Origin of the sequence: Streptomyces sp. NPDC000983 (assembly GCF_040299205.1) — a bacterium.
Lineage (GTDB): Bacteria > Actinomycetota > Actinomycetes > Streptomycetales > Streptomycetaceae > Streptomyces.
Map to the genome: position 1 here is coordinate 126,059 of NZ_JBEPBM010000018.1, position 18,362 is coordinate 144,420.

Annotated in this window: 17 protein-coding genes and 1 riboswitch; of the genes, 7 read left to right on the top strand and 10 right to left on the bottom strand. The window is 73.1% G+C overall.

What is annotated here, in order from left to right; genetic code table 11:
- Positions 1 to 25 precede the first annotated feature (25 nt).
- Positions 26 to 781 carry a decaprenylphospho-beta-D-erythro-pentofuranosid-2-ulose 2-reductase gene (dprE2, locus tag ABT296_RS21870; protein WP_351929793.1) on the top strand — a complete coding sequence of 252 codons (756 nt, stop codon included), beginning with the start codon at positions 26 to 28 and terminating at the stop codon, positions 779 to 781.
- A 98-nt stretch (positions 782 to 879) separates the two neighbouring features.
- On the opposite strand, the gene ABT296_RS21875 is transcribed toward dprE2, so the two are convergent.
- Positions 880 to 1,458, bottom strand: coding sequence for a 2'-5' RNA ligase family protein (locus ABT296_RS21875; RefSeq protein WP_351929795.1), 579 nt, complete (start codon positions 1,456 to 1,458; stop codon positions 880 to 882).
- Positions 1,459 to 1,597: 139 nt separating this feature from the next.
- Positions 1,598 to 2,611, bottom strand: a complete 1,014-nt coding sequence (trpS, locus tag ABT296_RS21880) for a tryptophan--tRNA ligase (RefSeq protein WP_351929797.1) — start codon at positions 2,609 to 2,611, stop codon at positions 1,598 to 1,600.
- 225 nt (positions 2,612 to 2,836) lie between these two features.
- Here trpS and ABT296_RS21885 point away from each other — a divergent pair, with 225 nt between their 5' ends.
- The 3 genes from ABT296_RS21885 to ABT296_RS21895 all read left to right on the top strand — a co-directional run bounded on the left by ABT296_RS21885 (position 2,837) and on the right by ABT296_RS21895 (position 5,354).
- Positions 2,837 to 3,439 (top strand): RNA polymerase sigma factor, encoded by a 603-nt coding sequence (locus tag ABT296_RS21885; RefSeq protein ID WP_351929799.1) that lies wholly within the window; start codon positions 2,837 to 2,839, stop codon positions 3,437 to 3,439.
- Positions 3,432 to 4,448, top strand: a complete 1,017-nt coding sequence (locus ABT296_RS21890; protein ID WP_351929801.1) for a hypothetical protein — start codon at positions 3,432 to 3,434, stop codon at positions 4,446 to 4,448. Before ABT296_RS21885 ends, ABT296_RS21890 begins: the two co-directional genes overlap by 8 nt.
- Positions 4,449 to 4,547: 99 nt before the next feature.
- A complete protein-coding gene (locus tag ABT296_RS21895; protein WP_351929803.1) occupies positions 4,548 to 5,354 on the top strand; it encodes a hypothetical protein in 807 nt (268 codons plus the stop codon).
- 51 nt (positions 5,355 to 5,405) lie between these two features.
- Here ABT296_RS21895 and ABT296_RS21900 read toward each other — a convergent pair whose 3' ends face one another.
- Complete coding sequence (locus ABT296_RS21900) at positions 5,406 to 6,854, bottom strand: glycine hydroxymethyltransferase (protein WP_351929805.1); 1,449 nt, start codon at positions 6,852 to 6,854, stop codon at positions 5,406 to 5,408.
- 34 nt (positions 6,855 to 6,888) lie between these two features.
- A riboswitch (ZMP/ZTP riboswitch) is annotated at positions 6,889 to 6,978 on the bottom strand.
- A 103-nt stretch (positions 6,979 to 7,081) separates the two neighbouring features.
- On the opposite strand from ABT296_RS21900, the gene rocD reads away from it, so the two are divergent.
- Positions 7,082 to 8,287, top strand: coding sequence for an ornithine--oxo-acid transaminase (rocD, locus tag ABT296_RS21905; RefSeq protein ID WP_351929807.1), 1,206 nt, complete (start codon positions 7,082 to 7,084; stop codon positions 8,285 to 8,287).
- Between the two features lie 21 nt (positions 8,288 to 8,308).
- Here the strand turns inward: rocD and ABT296_RS21910 are convergent, their stop codons facing one another.
- From ABT296_RS21910 to pdxR, 3 genes are read right to left on the bottom strand one after another with little or no spacing between them, the layout of a single operon-like run.
- Entirely contained in the window at positions 8,309 to 9,493 is a 1,185-nt protein-coding gene (locus ABT296_RS21910; RefSeq protein WP_351929809.1) for a glutathionylspermidine synthase family protein, read from the bottom strand.
- A 31-nt stretch (positions 9,494 to 9,524) separates the two neighbouring features.
- Positions 9,525 to 9,881 (bottom strand): hypothetical protein, encoded by a 357-nt coding sequence (locus ABT296_RS21915; RefSeq protein ID WP_351929811.1) that lies wholly within the window; start codon positions 9,879 to 9,881, stop codon positions 9,525 to 9,527.
- A 38-nt stretch (positions 9,882 to 9,919) separates the two neighbouring features.
- Complete coding sequence (gene pdxR, locus ABT296_RS21920) at positions 9,920 to 11,317, bottom strand: MocR-like pyridoxine biosynthesis transcription factor PdxR (RefSeq protein ID WP_351929813.1); 1,398 nt, start codon at positions 11,315 to 11,317, stop codon at positions 9,920 to 9,922.
- A 47-nt stretch (positions 11,318 to 11,364) separates the two neighbouring features.
- On the opposite strand from pdxR, the gene ABT296_RS21925 reads away from it, so the two are divergent.
- Complete coding sequence (locus ABT296_RS21925) at positions 11,365 to 11,895, top strand: carboxymuconolactone decarboxylase family protein (RefSeq protein ID WP_351929815.1); 531 nt, start codon at positions 11,365 to 11,367, stop codon at positions 11,893 to 11,895.
- A complete protein-coding gene (locus tag ABT296_RS21930; protein WP_351929817.1) occupies positions 11,892 to 12,602 on the top strand; it encodes an isocitrate lyase/PEP mutase family protein in 711 nt (236 codons plus the stop codon). Before ABT296_RS21925 ends, ABT296_RS21930 begins: the two co-directional genes overlap by 4 nt.
- A gap of 3 nt (positions 12,603 to 12,605) precedes the next feature.
- Here the strand turns inward: ABT296_RS21930 and ABT296_RS21935 are convergent, their stop codons facing one another.
- The 4 genes from ABT296_RS21935 to ABT296_RS21950 are packed head-to-tail and all read right to left on the bottom strand — an operon-like array spanning position 12,606 to position 18,355.
- Positions 12,606 to 13,556 (bottom strand): ABC transporter substrate-binding protein, encoded by a 951-nt coding sequence (locus tag ABT296_RS21935; protein WP_351929818.1) that lies wholly within the window; start codon positions 13,554 to 13,556, stop codon positions 12,606 to 12,608.
- A 1-nt stretch (position 13,557) separates the two neighbouring features.
- Entirely contained in the window at positions 13,558 to 15,531 is a 1,974-nt protein-coding gene (locus tag ABT296_RS21940) for an ABC transporter permease (RefSeq protein WP_351929820.1), read from the bottom strand.
- Positions 15,531 to 16,784, bottom strand: coding sequence for a quaternary amine ABC transporter ATP-binding protein (locus ABT296_RS21945; RefSeq protein WP_351929822.1), 1,254 nt, complete (start codon positions 16,782 to 16,784; stop codon positions 15,531 to 15,533). The genes ABT296_RS21940 and ABT296_RS21945 overlap by 1 nt, the downstream gene beginning before the upstream one ends.
- A complete protein-coding gene (locus tag ABT296_RS21950; RefSeq protein WP_351929824.1) occupies positions 16,781 to 18,355 on the bottom strand; it encodes a GMC family oxidoreductase in 1,575 nt (524 codons plus the stop codon). Before ABT296_RS21950 ends, ABT296_RS21945 begins: the two co-directional genes overlap by 4 nt.
- Positions 18,356 to 18,362: the final 7 nt, after the last annotated feature.

The window sequence follows — 18,362 nt, forward strand, 5'->3', positions numbered from 1 at the left end:
GTCCCTCCAGCCTCAAGGAGCCGTCATGAAGGACGCCTTCGGCCTCCCCCAGTCCCTGCTCGTCCTCGGTGGCACGTCCGAGATCGGGCTCGCCACCGCGCGCCGGCTGATCGCCCGCCGCACCCGCACGGTGTGGCTGGCGGGCCGCCCGACGCCCGCCCTGGAGGACGCGGCCGAGGAACTGCGCGCCCTGGGCGCGACGGTGCACACCGTGGCCTTCGACGCGCTTGACACCGAGTCCCACGAGTGGGTGCTGGGCAAGGTCTTCACCGAGGGCGACATCGACCTCGTCCTGCTGGCCTTCGGTGTGCTGGGCGACCAGGCCCACGACGAGCGGGAGCCGGTGGCCGCGGTGCGCGTGGCGCAGACGAACTACACGGGCGCGGTCTCGGCGGGCCTGGTCTGTGCGCGGGCCCTGCAGTCCCAGGGCCACGGTTCGCTGGTCGTCCTGTCCTCGGTCGCCGGTGAGCGCGCCCGCCGCGCCAACTTCATCTACGGCTCCAGCAAGGCGGGCCTGGACGCCTTCGCGCAGGGGCTCGGCGACGCCCTGTACGGCACGGGCGTCCATGTGATGGTCGTACGTCCCGGCTTCGTGCGCTCGAAGATGACGGCGGGGCTGGAGGAGGCGCCGCTGGCCACCACGCCCGAGGCGGTGGCCACGGCGATCGAGCTGGGGCTCAGGCGCCGCGCCGAGACGGTGTGGGTACCGGGCGCGCTGCGGGTGGTGATGGGTGCGCTGCGGCACCTGCCGAGGGCGATGTTCCGGCGACTGCCGGTTTGAGGGCCGTTGTTCCGGCGGCGGGCGGTCTCTGTTCCGGCGGCGGCTTGAGGGCCGCTGTTCCGCGGCTGCCGGGGTGCGGGAAACGGCCCCGGCAGGACCTAGGCCGTCGGGATCGAGCCCCGGTCGAGCGGGCCGGCCTGGGGCGGGACGACCGCCCCGCCGAAGGCGTACTCGCGCAGCTTGCGCCACACCCCGTCCGCGCCCTGCTCGTACAGCGCGAAGCCGGTGCAGGGCCACTCGGCCTCGTAGTCGGCGAGTTCCGCGAAGGCCCGGTCCATCGCCGCCTCGTCGATGCCGTGCGCGACGGTGACATGCGGGTGGTACGGGAACTGCAGGTCCCGCGCCACGGGCCCGGACGCGTCCCGCACCTGCTTCTGCAACCAGGAGCACGCCTGGGCGCCCTCGACGACCTGGACGAAGACGACCGGTGACAGCGGGCGGAAGGTGCCCGTCCCGGACAGCCGCAGGGGGAACGGCCGCCCCGCGGCCGCGACCTCCACCAGATGCGCCTCGATCGCCGGCAGCAGCGCGGCGTCGACCTCGGTCGGCGGCAGCAGGGTGACATGCGTGGGGATGCCGTGAGCGGCGGCGTCGCCGAAGCCCGCGCGCCGCTCCTGGAGCAGGCTGCCGTGAGGCTCCGGGACCGCGATCGACACGCCGATCGTTACGGTCCCCACGTCATCTCCCTGTCGTCGTGACGGCTGCTGGTGTCGGCCGTCGGCTTTCGACTGTACGGCCACGGCTGTGCCGAGGGCAGGCGCAACCGGAGTGATGTGCAGCGCTCTGCCCGGTGGTACGTCTGTGCGAGGGTGCGCCTCAGTGCTTGGCGGGCAGGAAACCGACGTGGTCGTAGGCCTGCGCCAGCGTCTCGGCGGCGACCGCACGCGCCTTCTCCGCGCCCTTCGCCAGGATCGAGTCGAGCGTCTCCGGGTCGTCCAGGTACTGCTGGGTCCGCTCCCGGAACGGCGTCACGAAGTCGACCATGACCTCGGCGAGGTCCGTCTTGAGCGCACCGTAGCCCTTGCCCTCGTACTTCTGCTCCAGTTCCGCGATTCCCGCACCCGTGAGGGTCGAGTAGATGGTGAGCAGGTTGCTGACGCCCGGCTTGTTCACCGCGTCGTAGCGGATGACGGTGTCGGTGTCGGTCACCGCGCTCCTGACCTTCTTCGCGGTGGCCTTCGGGTCGTCGAGGAGGTTGATCAGGCCCTTCGGCGTGGACGCCGACTTGCTCATCTTGATCGACGGGTCCTGGAGGTCGTAGATCTTCGCCGTCTCCTTGAGGATGTACGGCTTGGGGATCGTGAAGGTCGCGCCGAACCGGCCGTTGAAGCGCTCGGCGAGGTCGCGGGTCAGCTCGATGTGCTGGCGCTGGTCCTCGCCGACCGGGACCTCGTTGGCCTGGTAGAGCAGGATGTCGGCGACCTGGAGGACGGGGTACGTGAACAGGCCGACGGAGGCCCGGTCCGCGCCCTGCTTGGCGGACTTGTCCTTGAACTGGGTCATGCGGGACGCCTCGCCGAAGCCGGTCAGGCAGTTCATGATCCAGGCGAGCTGGGCGTGTTCGGGGACATGGCTCTGGACGAAGAGCGTGCAGCGCTCGGGGTCGAGGCCCGCGGCGAGCAGCTGGGCGGCGGCCAGCCTGGTGTTCGCCCGCAGCTCCGCCGGGTCCTGCGGGACCGTGATCGCGTGCAGGTCGACGACCATGTAGAACGCGTCGTGGGACTCCTGCAGGGCCACCCACTGGCGCACGGCGCCGAGGTAGTTGCCGAGGTGGAACGAGCCTGCGGTGGGCTGGATTCCGGAGAGCACGCGGGGTCGGTCAGAAGCCATGCCCACCATTCTCTCAGGCTCTCGGTGCGATCCGGTACCGGCGGGGATCGGGGCGGAATCGCGTGAGGGATCGGGGCGGAATCGCATGGGAGATCCGGTCGGGATCGCGTGAGGGATCCGGTCGGGATCGTTTGGGAGATCCGGTCGGGATCGTTTGGGAGATCCGGTGGGAATTCGGTGGGCTGCGGGTGGGAACCGATCGGTCTCGGGCGGTGTAACAAGGGTGTGAGGACGCGGGAGGGGGGCCGCATCGTCGATGAGGCCGTGGTGATCGCCCGGGTGCGCTCCGGAGAGCCGGAGGCGTACGCGGAGCTGGTGCGTGCCCATACGGGCATCGCGCTGCGGGCGGCCGCGGCACTCGGCGCCGGTGCGGACGCGGAGGACGTGGTCCAGCAGGCCTTCGTCAAGGCGTACTGCGCGCTGGGGCGGTTCCGGGGCGACTCGGCGTTCCGGCCGTGGCTGCTGTCGATCGTCGCCAATGAGACGAGGAACACAGTGCGGACGGCGGCCCGGCAGCGCACGCTCGCCGGCCGGGAGGCGGCCTTCGCGGAGGCCGAGCCGCTGATACCGGAGTCGGCGGACCCGGCGGTGGCGACACTGCGGACGGAGCGCCGGGCGGCCCTGCTGGCCGCGCTGGAGCTGCTGAGCGAGGAGCACCGCCTGGTCGTGACCTACCGCTATCTGCTGGAGATGGACGAGCCGGAGACGGCCCAGGCGCTGGGCTGGCCCCGGGGGACGGTGAAGTCCCGGCTCAGCCGCGCGCTGCGCAAGCTGGGCAGGCTGCTGCCGGATTTCGAGCCCGGGGAAGGGGGTGAGCAGGATGAGTAACGACGAGCACGGGGGTTTCGGCGGCGGCTTCGGTGACTCCGGTGACCTCGGTGACCTCGGTGACCTCGACGGTGGTCGCGGCAACTCCGGCGGCTTCGGCGGCGGGCGCGGCAGCTCCGGCGGTGACGACGGCTCCGGCGGCGGCCGGGGCGGGCGGGACGGCTCCGGGTTGCCCCGGGAGCTGCGGGCGCTGGGGCGGTCCCTGGACCGGTCGGGGCCGGACGTCGCGGAGACGATGGCCGAGCGGGTGCTTCAGCAGATACTCGCCGAGGGGCTGCCCGCGCCGGTGGCCGAGCCGTCGGCGGCCGGGGAGCGGCTGCGCCGGGCACGCGCGTGGGCGCGGGCGCGGAGGCGGGCGCTGACCGCGGCGCTGTGCGGCGGCCTGCTCACCGTGCTGGTGCTCACACCCCCGGTGCGGGCGGTGGTCCTCGACTGGTTCGGCTTCGGCGGGGTCGAGGTGCGCCACGACCCGTCGGCCCGCCCGTCGGCGAGCGCCGAGGTGCCCCGGTGCGAGCGCGCGGGGTCGATGTCGCCGGGGCAGGCGGCGCGGCGGGCCGGGTTCGAGCCGGTGGTGCCGACGGCGCTCGGGGCGCCGGACGCGGTGACGGTCGACGCGGAGCCGAAGGGGCGGTTCCTGGTGAGCCTGTGCTGGGAGGAGGACGGCCGGGTGATCCGGCTGGACGAGTTCCGGGCGCGGCTGGACATCGGCTTCACCAAGACCGTCCGGGAGCAGCCGGAGTGGATCTCCCTGGGTTCCGGAGGCACCGGGGGCGGGGCGCCGGACCGGCAGGCGCTGTGGTTCGCGCGGCCGCATCTGCTGGGTTTCTGGCTGGTGGACGCGGAGGGTTCCCGGTTCACCCGTGAGGAGCGGACCGCGGGACCGACGCTGCTGTGGACCCACGGCGGGGGCGGGGCGGGGGACGACTCGCTCACGCTGCGGCTGGAGGGGGTGGGGTCCAGGGCCCGGGCGGTGGAGATCGCGGAGTCACTCGAAGAGGGGACCGGATAGTCGGTCCGGGATGGGAACCCCAGCGGGCCGGGCGGTGTACCAGAAGTGACATGCGGCCCGTGGGCGGGCCGCTCGGTACTCGGCTGCTTGGGGGTTCGGATGCGTGGACGAGGGATCGGCGAGGAGAGCGGGTCGCGTCGGCCGGCGGCACTGGCGGGGGCGCTGGCCGTGACGCTGGGGATGCTGCTGTGGGGTGCGGCGCCCGCAGCGGCCGGGGGGCCGACGAGCGCGTTCCTGGCCTCGCCGGAGACCGGGGAGACAGCGGGGCTGTACTACTCGGACCGGGAGTACGGCCGGCTGGACTCCCTGCTGGCGGCGGGCAGGCCCGCGCTTCCGCCCGAGGATGTGACGGCCGACCGGCACATCACCGTCACCTGGCTCATCCATGACACCTCCCCCTGGAAGGTCGACCGGATCTTCCCGGCCACCGAGGGCGAGGACATCTGGGTGTACCGGTCGGCGGACACCACCGAACCGGCGCGGGGCGACTGGCAGCGCGTCCCTGACCCCGGCCCGTTGCGCACCCTGCTGACCGAGGTGGGGATGCTGGGCGAGCCGGACACCGGCGAGGACCTGACGGCCTTCCCACTGCGGGAGACGTACCCGGCGGGGGGTGTCGCGGAGGACCCCGCCGAGCCGGCGGCCGATGAGCCGACGGCCACGGAGGCGCCGGTGACCGGGGCGTCGGTGACCGGGGGCGCGGAGGCGTCGGGGTCGGGCTCGGGTGGGGGCACCGGCTGGTGGTGGGCGCTGCCGGGGGCGGCGGTCGGCGGGGTGCTGGCCCTGGTCCTGCGGCCCTTCGCCGCGCGGCTGCCGCTGGGCGCCGGGGCGATACGCGGCGCGGCGGCCCGCCCGGGTGGGGGGCCGCCGCGTGAGGAGCCGCGCGGGCGGCTCATCGATCTGTGAGCGTCACTGTTCCTTGACAACTGCACAGGGTGTGGACGAGCGGTGCGGCGGTCAGCCGAGGTCGATCTCCGGGTAGAGCGGGAAGCCGGCCACCAGGTCGGTCGCCCGGTGCGAGATCTCCTCGGCGACCTTCGCGTCGAGGACGTGGGCCGCCTTGGAGGGAGCGCCGGACTTGGTGGTGCCGGGCTCCGTGGTGGTCAGGACCCGGTCGATGAGGCCGGCGACCTCGTCCATCTCGGCGGTGCCGAGCCCGCGCGTGGTCAGGGCGGGGGTGCCGATCCGGATGCCGGAGGTGTACCAGGCGCCGTTGGGGTCGGCGGGGATCGCGTTGCGGTTGGTGACGATGCCGGAGTCCAGGAGGGCGGCTTCGGCCTGGCGGCCGGTCAGCCCGTAGGAGGTGGCCACGTCGATCAGGTTGAGGTGGTTGTCCGTGCCGCCCGTCACCAGGGTGGCGCCCCGGCGCATCAGGCCCTCGGCCAGAGCGCGGGAGTTGTCGACGATGCGCTGGGCGTAGTCCTGGAAGGACGGCTGCCGGGCCTCGGCGAGGGCGACGGCCTTGGCGGCCATGACGTGCGGGAGCGGGCCGCCGAGGACCATCGGGCAGCCGCGGTCGACCTGGTCCTTGAGGGAGTCGTCGCACAGGACCATGCCGCCGCGCGGGCCGCGCAGCGACTTGTGGGTCGTGGTGGTGACGATCTGCGCGTGCGGGACCGGGTCGAAGTCGCCGGTGAGGACCTTGCCGGCGACCAGGCCCGCGAAGTGGGCCATGTCGACCATGAGGGTCGCGCCGACCTCGTCGGCGATCTCCCGCATGATCCGGAAGTTCACCAGACGGGGGTAGGCGGAGTAGCCGGCGACGATGATCAGCGGCTTGAACTCGCGGGCGGAGGCGCGCAGCGCCTCGTAGTCCAGGAGCCCGGTCCCGGCGTCGGTGCCGTAGGAGCGCTGGTCGAACATCTTGCCGGAGATGTTCGGGCGGAAGCCGTGGGTGAGGTGGCCGCCGGCGTCCAGGGACATACCGAGCATGCGCTGGTTGCCGAAGGCCTGGCGCAGCTCGGCCCAGTCGGCGTCGGAGAGGTCGTTGACCTGGCGGACGCCCGTCTTCTCCAGGAAGGGGACCTCCACGCGGTCGGCGAGGACGGCCCAGAAGGCGACGAGGTTGGCGTCGATGCCGGAGTGCGGCTGGACGTAGGCGTGCCGGGCGCCGAAGAGCTCCCGGGCGTGCTCTGCGGCGAGCGACTCGACGGTGTCGACGTTGCGGCAGCCGGCGTAGAAGCGGCGGCCGACGGTGCCCTCGGCGTACTTGTCGCTGAACCAGTTGCCCATGGCCAGCAGGGTGGCCGGGGAGGCGTAGTTCTCGGACGCGATCAGCTTGAGCATCTCGCGCTGGTCGTGGACCTCCTGGCCGATGGCGTCGGCGACCCGCGGCTCCACGGCGCGGATGACGTCGAGGGCGGCGCGGAAGGCGGTGGATTCGTGGGAAACGGGCTGCTCGGACAAGTCGGCCTCCGGACGGCGTGGCGTTCAGCGTTCACGGTTCGGCCCAGGCGCACGGCACACAGTCACGACCGGGCCGCTCCCCGATGGTCGGTCCCATCCCAGCGCGCCAGTCACGGCCCGCCGATCAGCCTACCGGGCGCGTCGCGGGGCGAAGGTCCCGCGTCCACGATCCGAGCGAGGATAGGAAGGGGGTCCCCGCTTGTCGTCCGGTGACTCCTGGAGGTCCCGTGAGCACTACGGAAACCCTCATCGCCGCGGCCGAGGCGCACGGCGCGCACAACTACGCGCCGCTGCCCGTGGTCGTCGCCTCCGCCGACGGGGCGTGGATGACGGATGTGGAGGGCCGTCGGTATCTGGATCTGCTGGCCGGCTATTCGGCGCTCAACTTCGGGCACCGCAACCGGCGGATCATCGAGGCGGCGAAGGCGCAGCTGGACCGGGTGACGCTGACGTCGCGGGCGTTCCACCACGACCGGTACGCGGCCTTCTGCGAGCAGCTCGCGCAGCTGTGCGGCATGGAGACGGTGCTGCCGATGAACACGGGCGCGGAGGCGGTGGAGACCGCGGTGAAGACGGCCCGGAAGTGGGGGTACCGGGTCAAGGGCGTGCCCGCGGAGATGGCGAAGATCGTGGTGGCGGGCAACAACTTCCACGGGCGTACGACGACCCTGATCAGCTTCTCGACGGACGCCGAGGCACGGGCGGACTTCGGCCCGTACACGCCGGGGTTCGAGATCGTGCCGTACGGGGATCTGACGGCGATGCGTTCGGCGCTGAGCGAGAACACGGTGGCGGTGCTGCTGGAGCCGGTGCAGGGCGAGGCGGGGGTCGTGGTGCCGCCGGCCGGCTATCTGGCCGCGGTGCGGGAGCTGACGCGGGAGCGGGACGTGCTGTTCGTGGCCGATGAGATCCAGTCCGGGCTCGGCCGGACGGGGCGGACGTTCGCGTGCGAGCACGAGGGGGTCGTGCCGGACATGTACGTGCTCGGCAAGGCGCTCGGGGGCGGGGTGGTACCGGTGTCGGCGGTGGTGTCGTCGTCGGAGGTGCTGGGGGTGTTCCGGCCCGGGGAGCACGGCTCGACGTTCGGCGGGAACCCCCTCGCCTGCGCGGTGGCGCTGGAGGTGATCGCGATGCTGCGGACGGGCGAGTTCCAGGCGCGCTCCGCGGAGCTGGGCGCGCATCTGCACCGTGAACTGGCCGCGCTGGCCGACAGCGGGCGGGTGACGGCGGTGCGGGGGCGCGGTCTGTGGGCCGGTGTCGACGTCGCCCCGCGGTACGGGACGGGGCGTGAGGTGTCGGAGCGGCTGATGGACCGGGGTGTGCTGGTGAAGGACACCCACGGTGCGACGATCCGGATCGCGCCGCCGCTGGTGATCGGCAAGGAGGACCTGGACTGGGGTCTCGCGCAGCTCGCGGCGGTGCTGGAGGACTGAGGGCCGCCTGCCTCCGGCGTCCTAGAGGATGACGTGGGGCAGGAAGCGGGCGTACTCGTCGGTGATCAGGCCCGCCGACTCGCGGATGCCGAGGCCGGCCGACTCGTCCTGGACGACCCAGGCGCCGAGGACGGCCCGGTTGCCGTCGAAGTCGGGCAGCGGGGCCAGCTCCTGGTAGCAGCAGGGCTCGTCGCGGACGGCGGGGTCGGTGCCCGGCTCGTGGACGGTGACGCCGGCGCCCTCGCGGCCCAGCAGCGGTTTGGCGACGTAGCCGGTGGTGCGGGCGAGGTCGCGGGGGCCGTCGAGGTGGGCGGCCAGGAGGTTGGGGTGGCCGGGGTAGAGCTCCCAGAGGATCGCCAGCAGCGCCTTGTTGGACAGGAGCATCTTCCAGGCGGGTTCGATCCACAGGGTCGTGCCGGTGCCGCCGCCGTTGTCGAGGGTGTCCAGGACGTGGCCGGCGAAGCGGTCGGTGGTCAGCCACTCCCAGGGGTAGAGCTTGAAGCAACTGCGGATGAAGCGGAGCCGGTTGTCGACGAAGCGGCCCGAGAGGCGCTCCCAGCCGATCTCCTCCATGGAGATCCAGTCGGTGTCGAGTCCGGCCTGTTCGGCGGTCTCCTTGAGGTAGGCGACCGTCATGAGGTCCTCGCCGAGTTCGTCGGCGGAGGAGTGCGCGAAGTACAGGGGGCTGCCCGGCGGGAGGAGTCCGGCCTGCTTCTTCCAGGCGGCGACGAGGCGTTCGTGGAGGGAGTTCCACTGGTCGGCGCCGGGGAAGCGCTCCTCCATCCAGAACCACTGCGGGGAGGCCGCCTCGACCAGGGAGGTGGGGGTGTCGGCGTTGTACTCCAGCAGCTTCGCCGGGCCGCGGCCGTCGTACCGCAGGTCGAAACGGCCGTAGAGGGAGGGGAGTTCGGCGCGGCGCTGCCATGCCTCGGTGACCGCGCGCACCAGGCGCGGGTCGGTGATGCCGAGGTCGGCGAAGCGTCCGGTGGTGACGATGTGCTCCGCGGCCGTCAGGCACATGCGGTGGAGTTCCTCGACGACCTCCTCCAGCGCCTCGACCTCCTCCAGGGAGAAGACGTAGTAGGCGCTCTCGTCCCAGTAGGGACGCAGGGAGCCGTCGGGGTGGCGGGTGAGGGGATAGACCAGGCCCTGGTCCTCGACGGTGCGCTGCCAGTCGGGGCGGGGGTCGATGGTGCGGCGTTCCATGGGCGGGTGTCCGTGACGGGCCGGGCGGGGCTCAGCCGCCGCCGCTGCCGGACCCCGAGCAGCCGAAGCCGCCGCGGTCGACGGCCTCGCTGCGGCTGAAGGTTCCGTAGTCGGCGCGGCCGCCGTCGACCTCGGCCTCGTAGTACCAGGCGGCGTCGGCGGTGTCCGTGCCGCGCTTCTTCTTGCCGCTCTGGCCGTAGGAGCTGCCCGAGGAGCCGGAGTTGCAGTTCCGGTCGGCGATGACCTTGTAGCCGTCCCAGGTGTAGCTGTCGCGGTCGACGCAGCGGCGGTCCGGTTCGGAGCCGCAGGAGGTCAGGGCGGCCGCGACGACTCCCATGCCGCCGAGCACGACCGTGCTGGAGCGCAGTCTGCGCTTCGCCTCTGCCATGTGGTCTCTCCCCCGTGTCCCTCGGCTGGGCGATCACCTTACGGCAGCACCCTGCACAGGGCTTCCAGGGCCCCTGTCCAGGCATGGTCGGGCGGCGTTCCGTAGCCGACGACCAGGGCGTCGAGGGGTTCGGCGGTCGCCCGCTCGTGGCGGAAGTGGGCCAGGCCGTGCAGGGACAGGCCCTGCCAGTGCGCGGCCTGGACGACGGACGTCTCGGTGCCGGGCGGCAGGCGCAGCACGGCGTGCAGACCGGCCGCGATGCCGGAGACGCTGACCTCGGGGGCGTGTTGGGCGAGGGCGGCGGTCAGGGCGTCCCGGCGCCGGCGGTAGCGCAGTCGGGCGGCTCGGACATGGCGGTCGTAGGCGCCGTGGGTGAGGAAGTCGGCCAGGGTCAGCTGGTCGATGACCCCGCAGGTGTCCACGTCGCCCTTGGCCGCGGTGACCTCCTCCACCAGTTGGGCGGGCAGGACCAGCCAGGCCAGCCGCAGGCCGGGGGCGAGGGACTTGCTGGCGGTGCCGAGGTAGACGACGTGCTCGGGGTCCAGGCCCTGGAGGGCGCCGACGGGCTGGCGGTCGTAGCGGAACTCGCCGTCGTAGTCGTCCTCCAGGATCAGTCCGCCGGTGCGCACGGCCCAGTCGACGACGCTCGCGCGCCGGTCGCGGTGCAGGACGGCGCCCATCGGGAACTGGTGGGCGGGGGTGAGCAGTACGGCTCCGGCTTGCCCCATGTCGGCGGGGTCCGTGCCGAGTTCGTCGAACGGGAGGGGTTCGGTGGCCAGGCCGGTGCGGTTCAGGACGGTGCGGTGCTCGGGGAGGCCGTAGGACTCGACGGCGACGGTGCGGGCGCCGCGGGCGCGCAGGACGGTGCCGATCAGGCGCAGGCCGTGGGCGAACCCGGCGCACACGACGATGCGTTCGGGGTCGGCGCGCACGCCCCGGGCGCGGGAGAGGTAGGCGGCCAGGGCGGTGCGCAGTTCGGTCCGGCCGCGCGGGTCGCCGTAGCCGAGGACCTCGTGGGGGGCGGCGTTCAGGGCGCGGCGGGCCGCCTTGAGCCACTCGGCGCGGGGGAAGGAGGAGAGGTCGGGTGTGCCGGCGGTGAGGTCGAGGGCGGGGCGGGGGCGGGGGCGGCGGATCGGGGCGGTCGCCGCGGCGGGGGCGGAGCGGCCCTCGGCGACGTGGGTGCCCGAGCCGCGGCGGGCGGTCAGCCAGCCCTCGGCGACGAGGTCGGCGTAGGCGTCGGCGACGGTGTTGCGGGCGATGCCGAGGTCGGCGGCGAGGGAGCGGGACGACGGCAGCCGGGTGCCCGGGCCCAGCCGGCCGGTGCGGACGGCCTCGCGCAGCGCGTCGGTCAGGCCCCGGCGCAGGCCGGGTCCGGCCGTCGGCTCCAGGTGGAGGTCGATGCCCAGCGCGCCCGAAGTGGCCCACGTATCCGCCATGGAAATGGACCATACCCCTGGGCCTTTGGATTCATAGGGTCGAGGGCATGACGACGACCGCGGATCACACCGCCACCACCGCTGCCACGACTGCTGCCGCACCTGAGACCGCCCCCGAAGAGGCCCCCCGGATGAAGTGGGCCGAGCACGCGCCCGAGGTCTACAAGGCCATGGTCCGGCTGGACGCCGCCGCCCGGCGGGGCCTGGACCCGAAGCTGCTGGAACTGGTCAAGATCCGTGCCTCGCAGCTCAACCACTGCGCGTTCTGCCTGGACATGCACAGCAAGGACGCGCTCGCGGCCGGTGAGAGCGTGGAGCGGATCGTCCAGCTGTCCGCCTGGGAGGAGTCGGCGCACTTCTACACCGAGCGGGAGCTGGCGGCGATCGCCCTGACCGAGGCCGTCACCGTCCTCACGGACGGTTTCGTGCCGGACGAGGTGTACGAGCGGGCCGCCGGCCTCTTCGAGGAGCCGGAGCTGGCGCAGCTGATCGCCGCAATCACGGTGATCAACGCCTGGAACCGGTTCGGTGTGACCTGCCGGATGGTGCCGGGCCACTACACCCCGGGCCACCGGTGACCGCCCCGGTCGACGTCTTCCGGGCCCTGCACCGGCGCGGGGCGGGGGACGGTCCGCTGGTGCTGCCCGGGCCCTGGGACGCGGCGAGCGCGCGGGCGCTGGAGGAGGCCGGGTATCCGGCGCTGGCCACGCCCAGCGCGGGGGTCGCCGCCTCGCTCGGGTACGAGGACGGGCGGACGCCGGGCGGGGAGATGTTCGCGGCGGTCGCGCGGATCGCGCGGTCGGTGGACGTGCCGGTGTCGGCGGACGTGGAGGGCGGGTACGGGCTGGCGCCCGAGGAGCTGGTGGAGCGGCTGCTGGAGGCGGGCGTCGTCGGGTGCAACCTGGAGGACTCCGAGGCGGGGGCGCTGAAGGATCCGCGGGAGCACGCCGAGTGGCTGGCGGCGGTGTGCGCGGCCGCCGGGGGCCGGCTGTTCGTCAACGCGCGCGTCGACACCTTCATCCGCGGTGTCGAGGATCCTGGGGAGGCCCTGGAGCGGGCCGCGCTGTATGTCGCGGCGGGCGCCGAGTGCGTGTATCCGATCGGGGCGCCCCTCGCGGTGCTGCCGCTGCTGAGGGCCGGGATCGACGGGCCGATCAACATGGCGGCCGGGGTGGGCCGGGGCCCCTCGCCCGCGGAGATCGGGGAGCGGGGGGCCACGCGGATCACGTTCGGGCCGGGGTTGCAGCGGCGGGCGGCCGAGGGGATCGCGGCGCTGCTGCGGTGAGCGTCAGGACAGCCACGGCCGCCAGGTGTCCTTGTGGCTGTCCACCCACTTCCTCGCGGCCTCCTCGGGGCTCAGCCTCTGGTCGGCGATCATCAGGGAGACCGCGTTCTGGTCCTCGGTCGTCCACTTGAACCTCTTCAGGAAGGCGGCCGCCTCGCCGCCGTCCTCGGCGAAGTCCGCGTTGAGGTACTTCTGGAGCGGGGTGTGCGGGTAGGCGCAGGCCACCTTCTCCGGGTCCGCGTCGCAGCCCTCCTTGTAGGCGGGCAGCTTCACCTCGGTCATGGGGACCTCCTCGAAGAGCCACTGGGGGGCGTACCAGTAGGTGAGGAAGGGTTTGCGCTCCTTGGCGAACTGTTTGATCTGGGTGATCTGGGCGGCCTCCGAACCGGCGAACACCACCTGGTAGTCCAGGTTCAGGTTCTTCACCAGTGCCTTGTCGTTGGTGACGTAGGAGGGCGAGCCGTCCATCAGCTGGCCCTTGCCGCCGCTCTCGGGGGTCCGCATGGCGTCGGCGTACTTGTCGAGGTTCTTCCAGTCGGTGACGTCGGGGTGCTGTTTCGCGAAGTACGTGGGGACGTACCAGCCGATGTGGCCGGTGACGCCGAGGCCGCCGCCGTTCACGATCGTCCGCTTGTCCTCGACGTAGCGCTGCTCCTGGTCGGGGTGGCCCCAGTCCTCCAGGATCGCGTCGACCCGGCCCTGGCTGAGCGCGTCCCAGGCGGGGACCTCGTCGATCTGGACGGTGTCGACGCGGTAGCCGAGTTCGTGTTCCAGCAGGTACTGGGCGACGGCGACGTTGGCCTGGGCGCCGACCCAGGACTGCACGGACAGAGTGACGGTCCGGGCGCCCCGGGCGTTCGCGAAGGGCGACGCCTGGGTGGTCATGTCGGCGGCGCCGCAACCGGTGAGGAGGACCAGCGCGCCGAGCGCTGCGGTGGTGGTTCGAATCCGCATGTCAGGCTCCCTTCTCCTGCTTCGTCGGCTGGGTCACCCGGTCGAGCGTCAGGCCCAGGCAGACGATGGCCGCGCCGGCCACCAGTCCGGTCGCCAGATCGCCCTGGGCGAGGCCGAAGACGACGTCGTAGCCGAGGGCACCGCCGCCGACCAGGCCGCCGATGATGACGACCGCGAGGACCAGGACCACGCCCTGGTTGACGGCGAGCAGCAGGGAGCGTCGGGCGAGCGGCAGTTGGACCTGCCACAGCTGCTGGGCGGGGGTCGCGCCGAGCGAGCGGGCGGATTCCAGGGCCGCGGGGTCGACCTGGCGCAGGCCCTGCGCGGTGATGCGGACGACGGCGGGCAGCGCGTAGACGACGGCCGCGGCGACGGCGGGGGCGCGGCCGACGCCGAACAGGGCGACGACCGGGATGAGGTACACGAACTGCGGCATCGTCTGGAGGACGTCCAGGACGGGGCGCAGGGCGCGTTCCACTCGGTCGCTGCGGGCCGCGGCGACGCCGGTCGCGAAACCGAGCACCAGGGTGACGGCGACGGCGGCGAGCACCTGGGAGAGGGTGTCCAGGGACGGCTCCCACACGCCGAGGACACCGATCGCGGCCATGGCGAGGGTCGCGGTGAGCGCGGTGCGCCAGGTGCCGATCAGCCAGGCGAGGGCGGCGACGACGAGCAGGACGGCCCACCACGGCAGCCATTGGAGGCCGTCGCGCAGGGGGTCCAGGACCCAGGTGGTGAAGTGTCCGGCCCAGTCGGCGGTGCCGCCGATGACGGGGACTCCGGAGTAGAGGTGGGCAGTCATCCAGTCGACGGCCCGGTTGACGGGGTCGGCGATGTTCAGCACCCGGGCTTCGGGCCAGTCGAGGCGGTCCGTGAGCCGTCCGGCGACGGCGACGGCCAGCGCTGCGACCAGGGCGTAGGGCCAGGGCGAGCGGGCGGTGCGCCCGATGCCCGTGCGTTCGGTGGGCGTGTGGTCCGTGGGCGTGCGGTCGGGGCGCTCGCCCGCGGCGGCCGTGACGCGGTCCAGGACGACCGCCATCAGCACGATCGGGATGCCGGCCGCCAGGGCCGCGCCGACGTCCACCGAGGCGAGGGCCTGGTAGACGCGGTCGCCGAGGCCGCCGGCGCCGATGACGGAGGCGATCACCGCCATGGACAGCGCCATCATGATCGTCTGGTTGACGCCGAGCAGGATCTCCTTGCGGGCCAGCGGGATGCGGGCGGTGAACAGGCGCTGGCGTGCGGTGGCGCCGAGGGAGTCGACGGCCTCCAGTACCTCCGGGTCCGCGCCGCGCAGGCCCAGGGCGGTGAGGCGGGCCATGGGCGGGGCGGCGTAGACGACGGTGGCGAGGACGGCCGCGGGGACACCGATGCCGAAGACCAGGACGACCGGGAGGAGGTAGGCGAAGGCCGGGAGGACCTGCATGGTGTCCAGGACCGGGCGCAGGGCTCGGTCCGTCCGGGGCGAGAGGCCGGCGGCGAGGCCGAGGAGCGCGCCGACGGCGACGGACGCGAGGACGGCGACGGCCATCAGGGCGAGGGTCTGCATGGCCGGTACCCACATGCCGAGGGTGCCGCAGGCCAGGAGGGCGGCGGCGGTGCCGAGGGCGAGCCGGGGGCCGGCGACGCGCCAGGCCACGAGGGCGCCGAGCGCGGTGACACCGGCCCAGCCGGCGGCGAGGAGGAACAGGTAGACGGCGCGGACGGCCAGCACGACGCCGTTGCTGACGTGGCCGAGGAAGTACAGGAACAGGGGGTGGCTGTCCCTGTTGTCGATGATCCAGGTGCTGGTGTCCGTGAGGGGGGTGGTGAGGTCGACGGTGAGGGCGGTCGGCCAGGTGCCGCTGGCCCAGCGGGCGTGGGCGAGGGGAACGAGGATCGCGGCGACCAGGATCAGCAGGGCGAGCTTGGTGGCGACCCTGTTCCTCAGCAGGCGCGGCAGGGTGCGGGGGGTGGGTGCGGTGATCGTCGCCATCAGACCGACTCCGGGGTGGTGTCGCCGTGGGGTGCGGACGGCTTGCCGCGCTGGGCGGGCGCGGACGGCTCGCCGCGCTGGGCAGGCGCGGACGGCTTGCCGCGCTGGGCAGGCGCGGACGGCTCGCCGCGCTGGGCAGGCGCGACCCGCTCACCGCGCGGGGCGGGTGCTGCTGCGTCCACCCGTGCCGTCCCAGCGGCACGGCTGCCCGCAGCTGGGGAGGTCGCTTCGGTCACGTTCGCTATGACGGCCAGCAGTGCCTGGGAGTCCACCACTCCCAGGCAGCGGCCCTTGTCGACGACCCGGGCCGGGGTGCCCGCTCGGGCGACGGCCTCGATCGCTTCCGAGACCGTCGCGGTCGGGGGGATCGCGGGGCCGCTGCCCGCCTCGTCCGCGGTGGCGGGGCGCATCGCGGTGCGGACGGTGATGACCTGTTCGCGGGGGACGTCGCGGATGAACGCGCGGACGTAGTCGTCGGCCGGGGAGGCGACGATCTCCTCGGGGGTGCCGAGCTGGACGACCGCGCCGTCGCGCATCAGGGCGATACGATCGCCCAGCTTCAGGGCCTCGCTCAGGTCGTGGGTGATGAAGACCATGGTGCGGCCCTCCTCGCGGTGCAGGCGGACGACCTCCTCCTGCATGTCCCGGCGGATCAGCGGGTCCAGGGCGCTGAACGGCTCGTCGAAGAGCAGCACCTCGGGGTCGGCGGCCAACGCCCGGGCCAGGCCGACGCGTTGGCGCTGGCCGCCGGAGAGCTGGCCGGGCCGACGCCGCTCCATGCCCTCCAGGCCGACCTTCGCGACCACCTCGGCGGCGCGCGCACGCCGCTCGGACCGGCCGACGCCCTGGATCTCCAGGCCGTACGCCACGTTGTCGAGGACCGTGCGGTGCGGGAGCAGGCCGAAGTGCTGGAAGACCATCGCGGCGCGGTGGCGGCGCAGTTCGCGCAGCCGGGAGCGGTCCATGGCGCGGACGTCCTCGCCGTCGATGGCGATCGTGCCGGCCGTCGGTTCGATCAGCCGGGTCAGACAGCGCACCAGGGTGGACTTGCCGGAGCCGGACAGGCCCATGACCACGAAGACCTCGCCCTTGCGGACGTCGAAGGAGACGTCCCGGACCGCCGTCGTGCAGCCGGTGCGGGCGCGCAGGTCGGCGGGGTCGAGCGCGGCGAGGCCGGGGTCGGCGGGGACCCGTTCCGCCTTGGGGCCGAAGACCTTCCACAGGCCCTCCACGGAGAACACGGGGGTGGTCATCGCATGTCACCGCCGATCAGGTCGACCGCGCGCTCGCCGACCATGAGCACGCCGATCATCGGGTTCACGGCGGGCATGGTCGGGAAGACGGAGGCGTCCGCGATGCGGATGCCCTGGAGTCCGCGGATCCGCAACCGCGGATCCACCACGGCGAGTTCGTCGTCGGCCGCGCCCATGCGGCAGGTGCCGGCGGGGTGGTAGACGGTGTGGGCGACCTTGCGGGCGTACTCGCTCAGCTCGGCGTCGCCGACGACCTCCGGGCCCGGGCACACCTCGCGCTTGAGCCAGCCGGCCAGTGGCTCGGACCGGGCGATCTCGCGGGCGATGCGGATGCCGTCGACCAGGGTCCGGCCGTCGTAGTCGTCCTCGTCGGTGAAGTAGCGGAAGTCCAGGGCGGGTTTGACCGAGGGGTCCGGGCTGGTCAGGAAGAGGCGGCCGCGGGACTTCGGCTTGGGGATGTTGGGGGTCATCGAGACGCCGTGCTCGGGGCGTTGGTAGCCGAGGCGCTCGGGGTTGTCGGTGAACGGGATCTGGTAGAAGTGGAACATCAGGTCGGGGCCCGCGTGTTCGGGATCGCGGCGCACGAAGAGGCCGGCGTCGGAGTCCATCGCGGAGTTCTCGGGGATGGGGCCGTGGGTCTCCCAGACGATCACCGACTCGGGGTGGTCGAGCAGGTTCTCACCGACGCCGGGCAGGTCGAGGGTCACGGGTATGCCGAGCGCCTCCAGGTCGGCGCGGGGGCCGACGCCCGAGTGCAGCAGCAGGCGCGGGGAGTCCACGGCGCCGGCGCACAGCAGGACCTCGTTGCGGGCCCGGACGAGGAACTCGGTGCCGTCCGCGGCGCGTACGTGCACGCCCTCGGCGCGGGTGCCGTCGAAGCGGAGCCGGTAGGCCCAGGTCTCCAGCAGGACCGTGAGGTTGGGGCGTTCGTCCATCACCGGGTGCAGGTACGCCACCGAGGCGGAGGAGCGCTTGTTGTCCTCCGGGTGGTAGGCGAGGTCGAAGAAGCCGACGCCCTCGCTGAACGGCTTCTCGTTGAAGCCCTCCACGCGCGGGACGCCCAGCGCCGACCGCGCGGCGTCGACGAAGTCGCGGGCGATGGCGTTCCGGTCCTTGTCGTCGACGGGGACGATGTTGTTGAGCAGCCGGGCGTAGTACGCCTCCATCGGCACGGCGCCCCAGCCCTCGGCACCGGCGGCCTCCCACTCGTCGAAGTCGGACGGCAGCGGCTTGAACGCGATGAGGGTGTTGTGGGAGGAGCAGCCGCCGAGGACGCGGGCGCGGCTGTGCCGGATGTGGGAGTTGCCGCGCGGCTGTTCGGTGGTGGGGTAGTCGTAGTCCAGTTCGCCGCCGAGCAGGCCCATCCAGCGGCGCAGGGTCAGCACGTCGTCCCGGCCGACGTCGCTGGGGCCGCCCTCGATGACGGCGACGGTGACATCGGGGTTCTCGGTCAGCCGGGAGGCGATGACGGAGCCCGCGGTGCCGCCGCCGACGACGACGTAGTCGTAGACCTGCGGGTCCTCGGCGCCTCTGGGGCGCTCGGAAGTGGTCTCGGTCGTGGCTGCTGTCATGGGCTGC

What these genes read in the sequence shown, in the direction of transcription:
- dprE2 (WP_351929793.1), top strand. Translation starts at nt 26, where the DNA reads ATGAAGGACGCCTTCGGCCTCCCCCAGTCCCTGCTCGTCCTCGGTGGC.
- trpS (WP_351929797.1), bottom strand. Translation starts at nt 2,611, where the DNA reads ATGGCTTCTGACCGACCCCGCGTGCTCTCCGGAATCCAGCCCACCGCA.
- ABT296_RS21890 (WP_351929801.1), top strand. Translation starts at nt 3,432, where the DNA reads ATGAGTAACGACGAGCACGGGGGTTTCGGCGGCGGCTTCGGTGACTCC.
- ABT296_RS21895 (WP_351929803.1), top strand. Translation starts at nt 4,548, where the DNA reads ATGCGTGGACGAGGGATCGGCGAGGAGAGCGGGTCGCGTCGGCCGGCG.
- ABT296_RS21910 (WP_351929809.1), bottom strand. Translation starts at nt 9,493, where the DNA reads ATGGAACGCCGCACCATCGACCCCCGCCCCGACTGGCAGCGCACCGTC.
- ABT296_RS21915 (WP_351929811.1), bottom strand. Translation starts at nt 9,881, where the DNA reads ATGGCAGAGGCGAAGCGCAGACTGCGCTCCAGCACGGTCGTGCTCGGC.
- pdxR (WP_351929813.1), bottom strand. Translation starts at nt 11,317, where the DNA reads ATGGCGGATACGTGGGCCACTTCGGGCGCGCTGGGCATCGACCTCCAC.
- ABT296_RS21925 (WP_351929815.1), top strand. Translation starts at nt 11,365, where the DNA reads ATGACGACGACCGCGGATCACACCGCCACCACCGCTGCCACGACTGCT.
- ABT296_RS21935 (WP_351929818.1), bottom strand. Translation starts at nt 13,556, where the DNA reads ATGCGGATTCGAACCACCACCGCAGCGCTCGGCGCGCTGGTCCTCCTC.
- ABT296_RS21940 (WP_351929820.1), bottom strand. Translation starts at nt 15,531, where the DNA reads ATGGCGACGATCACCGCACCCACCCCCCGCACCCTGCCGCGCCTGCTG.
- ABT296_RS21945 (WP_351929822.1), bottom strand. Translation starts at nt 16,784, where the DNA reads ATGACCACCCCCGTGTTCTCCGTGGAGGGCCTGTGGAAGGTCTTCGGC.
- ABT296_RS21950 (WP_351929824.1), bottom strand. Translation starts at nt 18,355, where the DNA reads ATGACAGCAGCCACGACCGAGACCACTTCCGAGCGCCCCAGAGGCGCC.